At 67.7% G+C, this 14,961-nt stretch carries 16 protein-coding genes; 2 read left to right on the top strand and 14 right to left on the bottom strand.

The genetic code is table 11. From position 1 onward, the window contains the following. Positions 1-5 precede the first annotated feature (5 nt). The 8 genes from ACYVG2_RS03020 to prmC all read right to left on the bottom strand — a co-directional run bounded on the left by ACYVG2_RS03020 (position 6) and on the right by prmC (position 5,837). Positions 6-794 (bottom strand): F0F1 ATP synthase subunit delta, encoded by a 789-nt coding sequence (locus ACYVG2_RS03020; protein WP_448965282.1) that lies wholly within the window; start codon positions 792-794, stop codon positions 6-8. Next, positions 794-1,345, bottom strand: a complete 552-nt coding sequence (locus ACYVG2_RS03015; RefSeq protein WP_448965281.1) for a F0F1 ATP synthase subunit B — start codon at positions 1,343-1,345, stop codon at positions 794-796. The genes ACYVG2_RS03020 and ACYVG2_RS03015 overlap by 1 nt, the downstream gene beginning before the upstream one ends. 28 nt (positions 1,346-1,373) lie before the next feature. Then, complete coding sequence (gene atpE / locus ACYVG2_RS03010; RefSeq protein ID WP_033104658.1) at positions 1,374-1,622, bottom strand: F0F1 ATP synthase subunit C; 249 nt, start codon at positions 1,620-1,622, stop codon at positions 1,374-1,376. Positions 1,623-1,661: 39 nt separating this feature from the next. Further along, positions 1,662-2,462, bottom strand: a complete 801-nt coding sequence (atpB, locus tag ACYVG2_RS03005) for a F0F1 ATP synthase subunit A (protein ID WP_448965280.1) — start codon at positions 2,460-2,462, stop codon at positions 1,662-1,664. A 137-nt stretch (positions 2,463-2,599) separates the two neighbouring features. Next, positions 2,600-3,082, bottom strand: coding sequence for a hypothetical protein (locus ACYVG2_RS03000; protein WP_448965279.1), 483 nt, complete (start codon positions 3,080-3,082; stop codon positions 2,600-2,602). Then, positions 3,079-4,245: an MraY family glycosyltransferase gene (locus ACYVG2_RS02995; protein ID WP_460779616.1), complete on the bottom strand. Its 1,167-nt coding sequence runs from the start codon at positions 4,243-4,245 to the stop codon at positions 3,079-3,081. Before ACYVG2_RS02995 ends, ACYVG2_RS03000 begins: the two co-directional genes overlap by 4 nt. After that, entirely contained in the window at positions 4,242-4,931 is a 690-nt protein-coding gene (locus ACYVG2_RS02990; RefSeq protein ID WP_460779614.1) for an L-threonylcarbamoyladenylate synthase, read from the bottom strand. The genes ACYVG2_RS02995 and ACYVG2_RS02990 overlap by 4 nt, the downstream gene beginning before the upstream one ends. 45 nt (positions 4,932-4,976) lie before the next feature. Then, positions 4,977-5,837, bottom strand: a complete 861-nt coding sequence (prmC, locus tag ACYVG2_RS02985) for a peptide chain release factor N(5)-glutamine methyltransferase (RefSeq protein WP_460779613.1) — start codon at positions 5,835-5,837, stop codon at positions 4,977-4,979. A 107-nt stretch (positions 5,838-5,944) separates the two neighbouring features. Between prmC and cysK the strand changes: the two genes are divergently transcribed. Together cysK and epsC are read left to right on the top strand one after the other, a co-directional pair. Continuing rightward, positions 5,945-6,883: a cysteine synthase A gene (gene cysK / locus ACYVG2_RS02980; RefSeq protein ID WP_448965275.1), complete on the top strand. Its 939-nt coding sequence runs from the start codon at positions 5,945-5,947 to the stop codon at positions 6,881-6,883. Positions 6,884-6,889: 6 nt separating this feature from the next. Further along, positions 6,890-7,462, top strand: a complete 573-nt coding sequence (epsC, locus tag ACYVG2_RS02975; RefSeq protein WP_448965274.1) for a serine O-acetyltransferase EpsC — start codon at positions 6,890-6,892, stop codon at positions 7,460-7,462. Positions 7,463-7,475: 13 nt separating this feature from the next. Here the strand turns inward: epsC and ACYVG2_RS02970 are convergent, their stop codons facing one another. The 6 genes from ACYVG2_RS02970 to lysA all read right to left on the bottom strand — a co-directional run bounded on the left by ACYVG2_RS02970 (position 7,476) and on the right by lysA (position 14,927). Further along, complete coding sequence (locus tag ACYVG2_RS02970; RefSeq protein ID WP_448965273.1) at positions 7,476-7,877, bottom strand: hypothetical protein; 402 nt, start codon at positions 7,875-7,877, stop codon at positions 7,476-7,478. 29 nt (positions 7,878-7,906) lie between these two features. Then, complete coding sequence (gene prfA / locus ACYVG2_RS02965; protein ID WP_460779612.1) at positions 7,907-8,986, bottom strand: peptide chain release factor 1; 1,080 nt, start codon at positions 8,984-8,986, stop codon at positions 7,907-7,909. Positions 8,987-9,010: 24 nt separating this feature from the next. Beyond that, positions 9,011-11,086, bottom strand: coding sequence for a transcription termination factor Rho (gene rho, locus ACYVG2_RS02960; RefSeq protein WP_460779611.1), 2,076 nt, complete (start codon positions 11,084-11,086; stop codon positions 9,011-9,013). A gap of 168 nt (positions 11,087-11,254) precedes the next feature. Continuing rightward, positions 11,255-12,187, bottom strand: a complete 933-nt coding sequence (thrB, locus tag ACYVG2_RS02955) for a homoserine kinase (RefSeq protein WP_460779610.1) — start codon at positions 12,185-12,187, stop codon at positions 11,255-11,257. Then, entirely contained in the window at positions 12,187-13,521 is a 1,335-nt protein-coding gene (locus ACYVG2_RS02950; protein WP_460779609.1) for a homoserine dehydrogenase, read from the bottom strand. Before ACYVG2_RS02950 ends, thrB begins: the two co-directional genes overlap by 1 nt. Then, entirely contained in the window at positions 13,518-14,927 is a 1,410-nt protein-coding gene (gene lysA / locus ACYVG2_RS02945; RefSeq protein WP_460779930.1) for a diaminopimelate decarboxylase, read from the bottom strand. Before lysA ends, ACYVG2_RS02950 begins: the two co-directional genes overlap by 4 nt. Positions 14,928-14,961: the final 34 nt, after the last annotated feature.

Here is a 14,961-nt window from a genome sequence, read left to right as displayed (position 1 = left end):
TCGTATTAGCCCGCGAGCTTCTGTCGAAGATCGGCGAGCCGCGCGGAGATGCTGCCGTCGATGATGTCATCGGCGATCTGCACACGCAGTCCGCCCACGACGGTGGGGTCGATCACTTCATTGATCGAGACCTGGCCGCCATAACGCGCGGCCAGCGCGTCGCCGAGGCGCGTGCGCTGCGCAGCGGACAGCGACGCAGCCGTGCGCACCGTGGCGACGATGCGGTCGCCCTGAGCCGAGACGATCTTCATCGCGCGGTTCAGCAGCTGACGTACGCGACGTCCTCGCGGCTGACGGACGAGCGATGAGACGATCAGCGTGGTGGGAGCACTCGCCGTGCCGCCGATCAGTTTCTCCACGAGTCCACCCTTCGCCGCATCGTCACCCAATCGGGTGCCGAGGGCGAGTTCGAGCTCGGGGTTGGCCGCGATGACACGGAGGAAGGAGAACAGCTCCCCCTCGATGTCGGTGGCCGGCTCGGCGATGGCGGCCGCGCGGATGGCGAGTTCCTCGATCCCCGCGACGAGGCCGTCCTCATCGGACCACCTCTGTCCGACCGCGGCCGAAAGCACCTGACGCGTGGTGTCCGACAACCCGCCGAAGACCTTGGCGACGACCTGCTCGCGCAGGCCCGCAGGGGCCGCGGGGTCGGCCAGCGCGCCGCTCAGCTGACCGGATTCGCCCACCAGACGCGCCACGGTGAAGAGCTCACCGGCCGTGTCGAGGGTGACGTCCTTCGCCTGAGCGAGGGCCGCCGTCGAAGCCGCGAGTGCCTGAGTGGTCGCGCTGCCCATTACTTGGCCGCCTTCTCTGATGCCTCGAGGTCTGCGAGGAAGCGATCGACGACTGCGGTCGCACGAGCGTCATCCGAGAGCGTCTCGCCGACCACGCCGCCGGCGAGATCGATGGCGAGAGTGCCCACCTCGGAGCGGAGGGCGACGAGCGTCGTCTGACGCTCGGCCTCGATCTGCGCCTGAGCTGCCGCGGTGACGCGTGCGGCCTCGACGGTCGCGGTCTCCTTGGCCTCGGCGACGATCTTCTTGCCGTCCTCACGGGCGGCCTCTCGGATCTCACCGGCTTCGGTGCGCGCCTCGGCGAGCTGACGGGTGTACTCCTCGAGAGCCGCCTCCGCCTGCTTCTGCGCTTCGTCGGCCTTGGCGATGTTGCCCTCGATCGCGGCGGACCGCGCGTCGAGCATCTTCGCCACGTTCGGAAGCGCGACCTTCCAGGCCACGACCAGGATGATGACGAAGCAGACCGCGGACCAGACGATGTCGTACATCGCCGGAAGAAGCGGGTTGTGCTCCGCCTCCTCGGCTGCGAGCGTGACAAGAGCGTTCAGCATCCTGTCTCCTTACGTGTGGGTGAGAGGATCAGTAGCCGAAGAGGAACGCCACGCCGATACCGACGAACGCGAGCGCCTCGGTGAAGGCGATACCGATCCACATGGTGCCCTGAAGCTTGCCGGACAGCTCAGGCTGGCGAGCGATGCCCTCGATCGTCTTGCCGACGACGATGCCCACACCGATGGCCGGGCCGATGGCTGCCAGGCCGTAGCCGACGTTGGCGATCGAGCCGGTGATGTCGATGTTGATGGCTGCAAGAACCGAGTTGGGATCCACAGGTGTTTCCTTTCATTGAGGGGAGCTGGCGCGCCCCGATTAGTGTTCGTCCGCGACTGCGAGCTGGATGTAGACCGCGGTGAGGATGGTGAAGACGTACGCCTGGAGGAAGGCCACCAGGATCTCGAAGGCCGTGAACGCGAAGCCGAAGGCGAGTGTGCCCGCTCCGAGAACCGTCCAGAAGCCGCCCATCGAGAAGATGAAGAACTGGGTCGCCGCGAAGAACAGCACCAGCATGAGGTGGCCGACCATCATGTTCATCAGCAGTCGCAGCGTGAGCGTGACCGGCCGGACGATGAAGGTCGAGATGAACTCCAGCGGCGCGACGATGATGTACAGAGCCGGCGGAACCCCGGGCGGGAAGAGCGAGTTGCGGATGAAGCCCCATGGGCTCTTGCGCAGACCCGCGTAGATGAAGGTGACGTAGCTGATCACGGCGAGCATCAGCGGCACGGCGATGATGCTCGTGCCCGCGATGTTCAAGAACGGTATGACGCCGGTGATGTTGAAGAACAGCACCATGAAGAAGATCGTCGTCAGCAGCGGCAGGAAGCGATCGCCGTCCTTCTTGCCCATCATGTCGTGCGCGACGTTCACACGGACGATGTCGAAGAGCATCTCGATGACGCCCTGACCACGGCCGGGGATCAGCTTGAGCTTGCGCGTGCCGAGCCAGAGGATGAGTACGACCACGATGGTCGCGAGGAACTGCACAAGGTGGATGCGGTGCACCGAGAGCGGGCCGATGCTGAAGAGGATCTCCGGGAAGAACTCTGCGATCGACGGTGGGTGGAATTCATCCGTTGCGAGACGGACGAGGAGGCTCGCGGCGTGAGTCAACGTTGCTCCAGCTTCGGGGCATCGACCGAGATCGACGCGACGATTGAGTGGGGAGTTCTAGCTGGATCGGAGCATCTCGCATCACGCGAGAGCTTGCCCAGCGAACCCGGAATCAGACTATCAATATTTTTCCAGGGTCACGAATCCTCGCGGTCCTCCGGGTTGGTTTCGGGCAGGGACACCTCCGAGACGTAGGGCATCCGCATCCGTGTGAAGACCACGGCGTCGATCACCAGGCTCACCACGATCCCCGCGACGAGCGACAGGAAGATCACCAGCGGGACGACCCAGTCCTGACCGCGCAGGATCACGATCGCGACGACGAAGACGACGAGCTTGAACAACCAGCTGCCCATGACGATGCCGAAGAAGACGGTCGCGAACATCTCTTTGCCGTACCAGCGGTTCGCGATCAGGACGCTCAACGGCGTGAGGGCGAGGAAGACGATGGCCAGGGCGACCCCGGCCAATCCGCTCCACAGCCCGTCGGAGCCTGCCGTGAGGAACCCGATCCCGCCGCTGAGGACGACGAGCACGATGGCCGCGACTCCGGTCCAGATCAGCACCTTTCGCAGCATCGAGTTGATCGCGGGCGTCTGGCGTTGTGGTGTGTCGCTCATCGGGTCTCCGTGGAAGGTGTCGGCTCGGTGGGCGCTCGCTGAGCGCGCGTGGTCGGAAGAAGTGTGACGACGAGGCAGGCCGCGACGCCGATCACACCGAAGGCGACTCCTGGAAGGTACTGACCTGGCCAGTCCTCCCGCGAGCCGATGTACATGAGCAGGACGGCCAGCGAGATCACTGCCGTCCATGCATAGAAGATCAGCACGGCATCGCGATCACGATGACCGAGATCGAGCATCCGGTGATGCAGGTGCTTGCGATCCGGTGAGAACGGCGACTTCCCGGCCCGCATGCGGCGGAAGACGGCCAGCCCGAAATCGAGCAGCGGGAGCATGACGACCACGAGGGGAAGCAGGATCGGGATGAACGCGCCGAGCAGCTGCGAGCGGCCGAACTCCTCCGGATCCATCGCGCTCGACGACATCTGGCCAGTGAGCGCGATCGCCGACGTCGCCATCAGAAGGCCGAGTACCAGGGCGCCCGAATCGCCCATGAACAGCTTGGCCGGACTCCAGTTCAGCGGAAGGAAGCCGATGCAGGCGCCGATCACGACCGCGGCGAGGAAGGAGGCCAGGTTGAAGTAGCTGCTCGTGCCGGTGTCGCGAGTGAGGATGTACGAGTAGGCGAAGAAGACGCCGTTGGCGATGAGGCATACGCCTGCGACGAGCCCGTCGAGGCCGTCGATGAAGTTGACGGCGTTCATCACGACGACGATCGCGAACATCGTGACGGCGATGCTCACCCAACTGGAGACGATGACCATCTCGCCGAGGGGCAGGGAGAGGATCTGCAGTCCGCCGAACACAGTGATGATGCCCGCGGCGAGGAACTGCACGCCGAGCTTGATGAACCAGTCGAGGTCCCACAGATCGTCCATCACCCCGATGATGGCGATCAGCAGCGTCGCGCCGAGCACTGCCCACATCGTCTGGGGCGGCACCCACATGATGCTGAAGAAGGGATTGGCGGCGGAGACGGCGATGGCTGCGGCGATGCCGAGGAAGATCGCCACTCCCCCGAGTCGCGGCGTCGGAGTCGTGTGGACGTCGCGTTCCCGGATGCCGGGATACAGCTTGAAGCGCAGGCTGAGCTGCCAGACCACCCACGACATCACGAGCGTGACGGTCGCCGTGAGGATGATCGTGAAGAGGTACTGCTTCACGCCGCGCCGTCCGGCGCGTCGAGCAGTTCACCGACGACGCCGCGCAGCTGCTTCATCGTCACCGCCCCCTCGCGCAGAAGCCGGATCCGTGGCTCAGCGGTGTCGGCGCCGCGTCGCACGAGTGAGGTGGCGTCGATGATCGTGGACGCCACTCCGGTCTCGCTCATGCCGCCGTCGAGATACACCGAGACACTGTCTCCCAGCATCTCCTCCGCGTCCTGCGCGGAGATGGCTGCGGCCTTACCCGTGAGGTTCGCGCTCGAGACGGCGAGGGGTCCGGTCTCCTCGAGCAGTTCGAGCGCCACGCGCTGGTCGGGCATCCGCACCGCGACGGTGCCGAGCGTGTCGCCCAGATCCCAGGCGAGCGAAGGCTGGGCTGGGAGGACGATCGTCAGCCCGCCCGGCCAGAACTCGTCGACGAGTCGTTGGACGGGCTCGGGGATCTCCTCCACGAGCGCCGCGAGCGCGGCCTGACCTGCGACGAGCACCGGCGGCGGCTGGTCCCTGCCGCGACCCTTGGCGTCGAGCAGTCTCTGCACGGCGGCGGGTGTGAAGGCATCGGCGGCGACCCCGTAGACGGTGTCGGTGGGCATGACGATGAGCTCGCCCCGGGCGATGGCCTGACGAGCATGGCGCATTCCGGCGAGCAGCTGTGCCTCATCGCGGCAATCGAAGACAGAGGACATGACCCCACCATTCTAGGTGCACGTGGGCGCCGCCGCCTGCGGGCGTCAGGGGCGCAGCGCCGTGGTCGCCCTGTCGCGGTGCGTGAGATCGGGATGGGTGCGCGGGACGCGCCAACCGTCCGCGGTCAGCAGAGCGCGGATCGCCTCGCCCTGGAGCTCCCCGTGCTCGATCACGAGCATCCCGCCCTGGCGCAGGAGCGCCAGTGCTCTGCGGCTCAGCACGCGCACGATGTCGAGGCCGTCCGGCCCGCCGTACAACGCCATCGCCGGATCGAACAGCCGCACCTCCGGATCCCTGGGGATCGCGTCGTCCGGCACGTACGGCGGATTCGAGATCACGACGGATGCCGTCCCGTCGATCTCTTCGAGCGAATCGGCGAGATCGCCCTGCACGAGCGTGAGGTTCGCCGCCGACGCGGTGTTCCGGGCCGCCCACTCGTACGCCTCGGGTGAGAGCTCGACCGCGAAGACCCTGGAGTGCGGCACCTCGGTGGCCATCGCCAGGGCTATCGCGCCGCTCCCCGTGCACAGATCCACTCCGATCGGCTCGGGATCAGGAGCGTGGGAGAGCGCGTCGATGGCGAACTGCGCCACGGTCTCGGTCTCCGGCCGCGGCACGAACACGCCGGGGCCGACGGCGAGTTCGAGGTGGCGGAAGGGCGCGAGCCCCGTCAGATGCTGCAACGGCTCGCGCGATGCACGACGGACCACGAGTGCATCGAGCGCGTCGACGTCGTCCTCGCCGATGCGGTCGCCGCGCACGATCGCCGCCTGCACCTCTCCCCTGCGCGTGCCGCTGACGTGAGCGGCCAGCAGTTCGGCATCGACGAGCGGATCGGGTACACCGGCCGCGGCGAGACGCTCTGCGGCGGCACGGACGACGGCGGCAAGGGTCACTTCGGCCATCCTCTCAGCGTACGGGGCACTGCGGCGGTGCCCGACACAATGCGCCGACGATGCATCTGCTCGAATAGGCTGGCGGGTGCAACGTTCCGCGAACGAAAGGCCTCCTCATGTCCGGCATCCATTCCGACATCACGACCGCATTCGGCAACACGCCGCTGGTTCGACTGAACCGCGTCACCGAGGGCGTCGGGGCCACCGTTCTGGCGAAGCTCGAGTACTACAACCCCGCCTCCAGCGTGAAGGACCGCATCGGCATCGCGATGATCAACGCGGCCGAGGCCTCGGGCGAGCTGAAGCCCGGCGGCACGATCGTGGAGTCGACCAGCGGCAACACCGGCATCGCGCTCGCGATGGTCGGAGCGGCGCGCGGCTACAAGGTCATCCTCACCATGCCCGCGTCCATGTCGAAGGAGCGCCGCGTGCTGCTCAAGGCCTTCGGTGCCGAGATCGTGCTCACCGACCCGACCAAGGGCATGAGCGGCGCGATCGAGGAGACCAAGAAGATCGTGGCCGAGACACCGGGCGCCGTGTGGATCAAGCAGTTCGAGAACGCCGCGAACCCCCAGATCCACCGCGAGACGACCGCGCAGGAGATCCTCCGCGACACCGACGGAGACATCGACATCTTCGTCGCCGGCGTCGGCACGGGTGGTACCGTCACCGGCACCGGACAGGCGCTGAAGGCCGTCAAGCCGGACGTGCAGGTCATCGCCGTCGAGCCGAAGGACTCCCCCGTGCTCACGGAGGGGCACCCCGGGCCTCACAAGATCCAGGGCATCGGGCCGAACTTCGTTCCCGACGTGCTCGATCGCGACGTCCTCGACGAGGTCATCGCGGTGGAGTTCGACGAGTCGCTGCGCCTCGCCCGTGAGCTCGCCGCCAAGGAGGGCCTGCTGGTGGGGATGTCCTCCGGCGCCGCCGTCTCCGCGGCGCTTCAGGTCGCATCGCGTCCCGAGAACGCCGGGAAGACCATCGTCGTCATCATTCCCGACACGGGTGAGCGCTACATCTCCACTGCGCTGTTCGAGGATCTGCGCGAGAGCTGACCTGCAATGGGCATGATCGGGCGAATGCGCGAGGACGTCGCAGCTGCGCGCCTCCGCGACCCTGCCGCACGGAGCGGACTCGAGCTGGTGCTGCTGTACCCCGGGCTGCACGCGATCTGGTGGCACCGGGTGTGGCACCGGCTCTGGCAGCGCGACCTGCGGCTGCTCGCGCGCGCAGGTTCGCAGATATCGCGCTGGCTCACCGGCATCGAGATCCATCCGGGAGCCAGGATCGGGCGGCGTTTCTTCGTCGACCACGGCATGGGCGTGGTGATCGGCGAGACGGCGGAGCTCGGCGACGACGTGATGCTCTACCACGGGGTCACGCTGGGCGGCCGTACCCGTGACGCGACCGGAAAGCGGCACCCGACACTCGCTGACGGCGTGGTCGTCGGAGCCGGCGCGAAGATCCTCGGACCGATCACGGTCGGTGCGAACACCGTCGTCGGTGCGAACGCCGTCGTCACGAAGGATGCCCCGAGCGACAGCATCCTCGTCGGCGTACCCGCCAAGGCCCGTCGTCGCAGCACTCACGACGACTTCTCCGACCTGCGCGTCGTGTCCGACTACTCGATCTGAGCAGAGCGGCCGATCAGCGCCTGCGGCGCTCCTTCACCTGGCGCTTGAGGAAGATCAGCGGCAGCAGCACTGTGCCGAGCGCCGAGACCAGCCACACGATGACGGAGCCGAGCAACCAGCCGGTGACGTCGACGATGCGCAGCCCGCCGATCGGCAGCAGCACGACGACGATCAGCGCCACGAGGGTCGAGAAGATGCCGATGCCTCCCATGAGCACGGGCGCGTAGCGATCCGCGAGCTTGGCGATCCAGGGGCTCAGCACGCTCTGCAGGACCGCGAAGATGACGATGCAGATGACGAAGCCCCACCACTTGTCCCATTGGATCTGGAAGCCGGGCAGCACGAGATCGGCGACGATGAGCCCGATCCCCGCCGAGACGAGGTAGGTGAGCGTGCGGAACAGGAGCGTGATCACGCCCCGATCCTAGCGCTCGGGTCGCGCGATCAGGAGTCCTGGCCGACGGCGGCGAGCCGCGCCTCTTCGTCGGCGGAGATCGCCGACTCGATGATGGGATCGAGAGCGCCGTCCATCACCTGATCGAGGTTGTACGCCTTGAAACCGGTGCGGTGGTCCGCGATGCGGTTCTCCGGGAAGTTGTACGTGCGGATCCGCTCGGATCGATCCATGCCGCGGATCTGCGACTTGCGCGCGTCGGATGCCGCGGCATCCAGTTCTTCCTGCCGCTTGGCGAGGATGCGTGCGCGCAGGACGCGCATGCCGGCCTCACGGTTCTGAAGCTGCGACTTCTCGTTCTGCATCGAGACCACGATGCCGGTGGGCAGGTGCGTGATGCGCACGGCGGAGTCGGTGGTGTTCACCGACTGCCCGCCCGGGCCCGATGAGCGGTACACGTCGATCTTGAGGTCGTTCTGACTGATCTCGACCTCGTCGGGCTCATCGACCTCGGGAAAGACCAGCACACCCGTGGTGGAGGTGTGGATGCGTCCCTGCGACTCGGTCGCGGGGACCCGCTGCACGCGGTGCACGCCGCCCTCGTACTTCAGATGCGCCCAGACGCCCTGTGCAGGGTCGGTCGAGGAGCCCTTGATCGCGATCTGGACGTCCTTGTAGCCGCCGAGGTCGGACTCGTTGCGGTCGAGAAGCTCTGTCTTCCAGCCCTTGTGCGCGGCGTACTGCATGTACATCCGCAGCAGATCCGCGGCGAACAGCGCGGATTCTGCGCCGCCCTCCCCCGCCTTGATCTCCATGATCACGTCACGGGCATCGTCCGGATCGCGAGGAATCAGCAGCCGACGCAGTCGCTCCTGCGCGTGCGCGAGCCCTTCTTCAAGGCCCGGCACCTCCTCGGCGAAGGCGTCGTCCTCCTTGGCGAGCTCGCGAGCGGCGTCGAGATCCTCCGCCGCCCCCGTCCACGCGTCGTAGGCCGCGACGATCCGGCTGAGCTCGGCGTAGCGACGGTTGACGCGTTTCGCACGCGCCGCGTCGGCGTGCACCGCGGGGTCGGAGAGCTCCTCCTGCACCCGGCGGTGTTCGTCGATGAGGGCCTGGACGGATTCGAACACGCCTATGCTCCGGTCAGCGTCGGATCAGCGGATGTTGTTCTCGTGGCTGTGGCTGGAGCCGCCCGCGGCGGGTGCCGGCATCGACTTCTGCATCTGCACGAGGAACTCCACGTTCGAGTTCGTCTCCTTCAGCTTGCCGAGGACGACCTCGAGAGCCTGCTGCTGGTCGAGTCCGGCGAGGGCGCGGCGCAGCTTCCAGGTGATCTTGACCTCGTCGGCCGACAGGAGCATCTCCTCGCGGCGCGTGCTCGACGCGTTGACGTCGACGGCGGGGAAGATGCGCTTGTCGGCGAGCTGACGGGACAGGCGCAGCTCGCTGTTGCCCGTGCCCTTGAACTCCTCGAAGATCACCTCGTCCATCTTGGATCCGGTCTCGACGAGCGCGGTCGCGAGGATCGTGAGCGATCCACCGTTCTCGATGTTGCGTGCGGCGCCGAAGAAGCGCTTGGGCGGGTACAGCGCCGAGGCGTCGACACCGCCGGTGAGCACGCGACCGGATGCCGGGGCGGAGATGTTGTACGCGCGGCCGAGACGGGTGATCGAGTCGAGCAGCACGACGACGTCGCGCCCCAGCTCGACGAGGCGCTTGGCGCGCTCGATCGCGAGTTCGGCGACGGTCGTGTGATCTTCGGCCGGGCGGTCGAAGGTCGAGGCGATGACCTCGCCCTTCACTGTGCGCTCCATGTCGGTGACCTCTTCGGGGCGCTCGTCGACCAGGACGACCATGAGGTGGACCTCGGGGTTGTTCTGGGCGATGGCGTTGGCGATCTGCTGCAGCACGATCGTCTTGCCGGCTTTCGGCGGAGCGACGATCAGGCCGCGCTGGCCCTTGCCGATCGGTGCGATCAGGTCGATGATGCGCTGCGTGAGCTTCTCGGGGGCCGTCTCCAGGCGCAGGCGCTCCTGGGGGTACAGCGGCGTGAGCTTGCCGAACTCGACGCGCGTGGCCGCATCTTCGACCGACAGGCCGTTGACCGAGTCGACCTTCACCAGGGCGTTGTACTTCTGGCGGCCCTGCTGCTCGTTCTCGCGGGGCTGCTTGATGGCGCCGACGATCGCGTCGCCCTTGCGCAGGTTGTACTTCTTGACCTGGCCGAGCGAGACGTAGACGTCGCTGGCACCGGCGAGGTAGCCGGTGGTGCGCACGAAGGCGTAGTTGTCGAGCACATCGAGGATGCCGGCGATCGGGATGAGGACGTCGTCCTCGCCGATCTCGGTCTCGAACTCGTCCGAGGTGGTGCCGCCGCGGCGCTTGTTGCGCTGACGCCCGCGGCCGTTGCCGTTCTCATCATCGGAAGACGCGCCGCCGTTCTGCTGCTGCGGTGCATCCTGGCTGCTGCCCCGACCGCGGTTGCGGCTGCGGTTGCGGCCACGGCCACGGCCGGTGCCCTCTTCGCCGTCGCCGGACTCGCCGCCGTTGCTGTCGCCGGAGTCCGGCTTCGCGGCCTGCTGCCTGTTCTGCGACTGCTTGTTCTCGGCCTGCCCGGATTCGGTGCCCTTGCCCGCCGTCTTCTCGTCCGATGCGGCATCCGCGGGCTTCTCGGCAGCCGAGCTGTCGGAGGCGCCGTCGGCTGCGGCAGTGTCTGTCGCGGGTTCTGCCTTCTTGGCGCCGCGGCGGCCGCGGCCCGAGGTCTTCGGCGCAGGCTCTGCGGGCGCAGCGTCTGCAGCCGCATCCTCGGCCGACGCGGACTCGGCGGGCGCGGTGCCGGAGTCGGCCTGCTGTGCAGCGGTGCCCTCCGCCTCTGCAGGTGCGTCGGCGGCGGGCGCGGCGTCCGCCTTCTTCGCGCGGCTGCGGCGCGGAGCCTTCGCCTTCGGCGCGGCAGCCTCTGCAGGCGCGTCGGCAGCGGGCGCAGCCTCAGTGGCAGGCGCCGCGTCGGCGGCGGGCGCTGCCTCGGCGGCAGGCGCTGTCTCAGCGGCCTGGGCGGCCTCCGCCTTTGCGGCCGCGGTCGCGGTGGTCGCCCGTCGTGGCGCTCGCTTGCGCGCCGGCGCCTTCACAGGTGCGGTGGTCTCGGAGGCAGCGGTTGCAGCCTCTGGTGCGGCAGCGGTCGCCTCGGTGGCGGTCGATGCCTGGTCGTTCTGGGTCTCGGAGAAATTCTCCACGAGTACTCCCTCATATGTCATGGGAAAACGAGCATGTCTCGCGCACAACGGGTGCTGCGCGCGATCGCACGGGCAGATGCTCGGCACCTGCCGGCCAGGACCAGGAAAGAAGTTCTGGCGGTTGCGTGCGGATCTCGCAGAATTGCGATGGGGGCCAGATTCACGAAATTACGTGGAGCCCTCCGCTCGATCCCTTACTGTACCACCACGCACGTCGACGGCCAGCATGAGCGCCTCCCACGGGGTGTCGACGGCGGATGCCGCGAGTTCGGCCGCCTCGAGTCGGCTGCCGGGTCCGTCGGCGAGGACCAGGACGCTCGGTCCCGCACCCGACACGACCGCGGCGAATCCCGCTTTGCGCAGCGTCTGCACCAGGGCGTGCGTCTCTGGCATCGCCTCCGCGCGGTAGTCCTGATGCAGACGATCCGCCGTCGCATCGAGAAGGAGCTCCGGGCTCTGCGTGAGCGCGGCGATGAGCAGTGCCGAGCGGGACACGTTGAAGACGGCATCCTCACGCGACACCTGCGGCGGCTGCAGCGATCGAGCAAGGACGGTCGACATCGTGCGCTCGGGAACCAGCACGAGAGGTGCGACGCCGCGGTGCACGAGAAGCTTCTTGTGCTGCGGGCCGCGCTCCCCCGTCCACGCGATCGTCAGGCCGCCGAACAACGCAGGTGCGACGTTGTCCGGGTGCCCCTCGAGCTCGGTGGCCAGGCGCAGCAGGTCGATGTCCGTGAACTCGACCTCACCCTCCAGCAGACCTTTCGCCGCGAGCACACCCGCTGTCACTGCGGCGCCGGAGGAACCCAGCCCGCGGCCATGCGGGACGCCGTTACGGGCCTCGATCCGCAGACCGGGCATCACGCGCCCCGCGTCCTTGTAGACGTGCTCGATGGATCGGACGACCAGGTTCGACTCATCCCGCGATATCTCGGAGGCGCCCGATCCCGTCACGTCGATCTCGAGGCGGTCGTCGTCGAGAGCGGAGACGGTCAGTTCGTCGTAGACGCTCAGCGCCAACCCGAGCGTGTCGAACCCCGGACCGAGGTTCGCGCTCGTGGCAGGGACCCGTACCGTGACGGAACGCCCTTCAGCCACCATCACTCGCCTTCCACGCGCAGCACCGACACGACGCGTTCTACGACCGTGCTCGCGGCCAGCTGCGCGACGGTGTCGCTGAGCGCTCGCTCCGTGGCCTTGTGCGTGCCGATGATGAGACGCGCGGTCGTGTCCTCCTCGCCCTCGCCCTCGACGGTCTGGACGACCGTCGCGACGGAGACCCCGCCTTCGCTCAGGATGCCTGCGACCGCTGCGAGGACACCCGGCTGGTCGTCGACCTCGAGCGTGATCTGGTAGCGCGTGATCACATTGCCGATCGGGACGGTCGGCAGATTCGCGCGCGTCGACTCACCCACGCCCACTCCCCCTGCGATGTGCCGACGGGCCGCGGAGACGACGTCGCCGAGCACAGCGGAGGCGGTCTGCACGCCGCCGGCGCCCGCGCCGTAGAACATCAGAGAACCTGCGGCCTCGGCTTCGACGAACACGGCGTTGTTCGCACCGTGCACGGCGGCGAGCGGGTGCGTGCGTGCGACCAGTGCCGGATACACCCGTACCGAGATCGACTCCGCGCCGTCGACATCGAGACGCTCGCACACGGCGAGCAGCTTGATGACGAACCCGGCGGCGCGTGCTTCCTCGATCATCGACGGCGTGATCTGCGTGATGCCCTCTCTGTGCACGGCTTCCAGCGGTACAGCGGTGTGGAAGGCGAGGGATGCCAGGATCGCGGCCTTCTGCGCGGCGTCGTAGCCCTCGACATCCGCTGTGGGGTCGGACTCGGCGTATCCGAGCCGCTGCGCATCGGCGAGCACTTCGCCGAAGTCGGCGCCCTCACCGTCCATGCGGTCGAGGATGTAGTTCGTGGTCCCGTTGACGATGCCCATCAGGCGCACGACGCGGTCACCGGCGAGCGAATCCCGCAGCGGACGGATGATCGGGATCGCTCCGGCGGCCGCGGCCTCGTAGTAGACCGAGGCGCCGACCTGATCGGCGGCCTCGAACAGCTCGGGCCCGTGGGTCGCGAGCAGCGCCTTGTTGGCCGTGACGACATCGGCGCCGGAGTTCAGGGCGAGCAGCAGGTTCTGACGAGCGGGCTCTATCCCGCCCATCAGCTCGATCACGATGTCGCTGCCGACGATCAGGCTCTCCGCGTCGGTGGTGAACAGCTCCTTGGGCAGATCGACGTCGCGCTTCGCGTCGACGTCGCGCACGGCGATACCGGCGAGCTCAAGGGCTGCTCCGGACCGATCGGCGAGCTCCTCGCCGTGCTCCAGCAGGATGCGCGCGACCTGCGATCCGACGGCACCGGCGCCGAGCAAAGCCACTCGCAGCCGTCGGTACTGCGCCGAACTGCTCACCTGGGGATGGGTCATCGTGCTCCTTCATTCGTGCGGATACCCGCATCCCGTGCCAGCAGATCGTCGATGCTCTCGCCGCGCACGATCACGCGGGAGCGACCGCCGGAGACGGCGACGACGGGCGGGCGAGGGACATGGTTGTAGTTGCTCGACAGCGGGGCGCAGTAGGCGCCGGTCGCCGGGACGGCGAGCAGGTCTCCCGGCGCGATGTCGGCGGGGAGATACTCGTGGTCGACGACGATGTCGCCCGATTCGCAGTGCATGCCGACCACACGGGTCAGAACGGGTTCACCCGATCCTGCGCGCGATGCGAGACGGGCGGAGTACTGCGCGCCGTAGAGCGCTGCACGCGGGTTGTCGCTCATGCCGCCGTCGACGCTGACGTACAGGCGGCTCGCACCGGACCCCAGACGCACGTCTTTGGTCGTTCCGACCTCGTAGAGCGTGACACCCGCTGTGCCGACGATCGCACGTCCGGGCTCGAATGCGAGCTGCGGCATCGGGATGCCGCGCGACGCGCAGCCGTCGGCCACCGCTGTCACGATCTGGGCGGCGAGCTGTTCGATCGGGGTCGGGTCGTCCACGCTCGTGTAGGCGATCCCGAAACCCCCTCCGAGGTTCAGCAGCGGGATGTCGCCGCCCGCGAGCAGCTTCTGGTGCAGTTCGAGCACACGCGATGCGGACTCCCGGAAGCCTGCGACGCCGAAGATCTGTGAGCCGATGTGGCAGTGCAGCCCGATGAACTGCAGTGCCGGCAGTTCTCGGATGCGGGCGACAGCGATCTCGGCATCCGCGAACGTCATGCCGAACTTCTGATCCTCATGGGCCGTCGCCAGGAAGTCATGCGTCTCCGCATGCACGCCGCTGTTGACCCGGACCAGCACGCGCTGGACGATGTCGGCGCGCTCCGCCGCCGCCGCGATGCGCTCGATCTCGATCGCACTGTCGACGATGATCGTGCCGATGCCGACCTGCACGGCCCGCTCGATCTCGTTCACGGACTTGTTGTTGCCGTGGAAGCCCATGTTCGAGGGATCCACTCCGGCTGCGAGTGCGACCTCGAGTTCGCCCCGGGAGCACACGTCGACGCCCAGACCCTCCTCGGTCACCCAGCGCGCGATCGCGGTCGAGAGGAGCGCCTTGCCCGCGTAGTAGACACGCGCCGAGGTCTCGTGGCCGGCCGCGGCGGTCGTGAAGGAGTCGCGGAAGGCGCGAGCGCGAGCGCGCACCTCGTCCTCATCGAGAACCAGCAGCGGCGTGCCGTGGGCTCCGGCGAGGGCGGTGGCGGACATCCCTGCGATCGTGAGCACATCGTCGTCGTCGCGGTGAGCGGATGAGGGCCAGACGGACGGTGCCAGCGCGTTGGGGTCTTCGGGCACGTCGAGCCACTCGGGGGCGAGCGAGACAGCAGAAGAATGCACCACACACCAATCGTCGGGAGGGATCCTCGGGCAA

It is taken from the genome of Microbacterium shaanxiense (assembly GCF_054779995.1).
The sequence above is the reverse complement of the archived record's forward strand: the minus strand, read 5'-3'. Positions and strand labels throughout refer to the sequence as shown.

Bases quoted from the DNA above. Each gene is read 5' to 3' on its own strand.
- ACYVG2_RS03020 (WP_448965282.1), bottom strand. From the start codon at position 794: ATGGGCAGCGCGACCACTCAGGCACTCGCGGCTTCGACGGCGGCCCTC.
- ACYVG2_RS03015 (WP_448965281.1), bottom strand. From the start codon at position 1,345: ATGCTGAACGCTCTTGTCACGCTCGCAGCCGAGGAGGCGGAGCACAAC.
- ACYVG2_RS03000 (WP_448965279.1), bottom strand. From the start codon at position 3,082: ATGAGCGACACACCACAACGCCAGACGCCCGCGATCAACTCGATGCTG.
- ACYVG2_RS02990 (WP_460779614.1), bottom strand. From the start codon at position 4,931: ATGTCCTCTGTCTTCGATTGCCGCGATGAGGCACAGCTGCTCGCCGGA.
- prmC (WP_460779613.1), bottom strand. From the start codon at position 5,837: ATGGCCGAAGTGACCCTTGCCGCCGTCGTCCGTGCCGCCGCAGAGCGT.
- cysK (WP_448965275.1), top strand. From the start codon at position 5,945: ATGTCCGGCATCCATTCCGACATCACGACCGCATTCGGCAACACGCCG.
- epsC (WP_448965274.1), top strand. From the start codon at position 6,890: ATGGGCATGATCGGGCGAATGCGCGAGGACGTCGCAGCTGCGCGCCTC.
- thrB (WP_460779610.1), bottom strand. From the start codon at position 12,187: ATGGTGGCTGAAGGGCGTTCCGTCACGGTACGGGTCCCTGCCACGAGC.
- ACYVG2_RS02950 (WP_460779609.1), bottom strand. From the start codon at position 13,521: ATGACCCATCCCCAGGTGAGCAGTTCGGCGCAGTACCGACGGCTGCGA.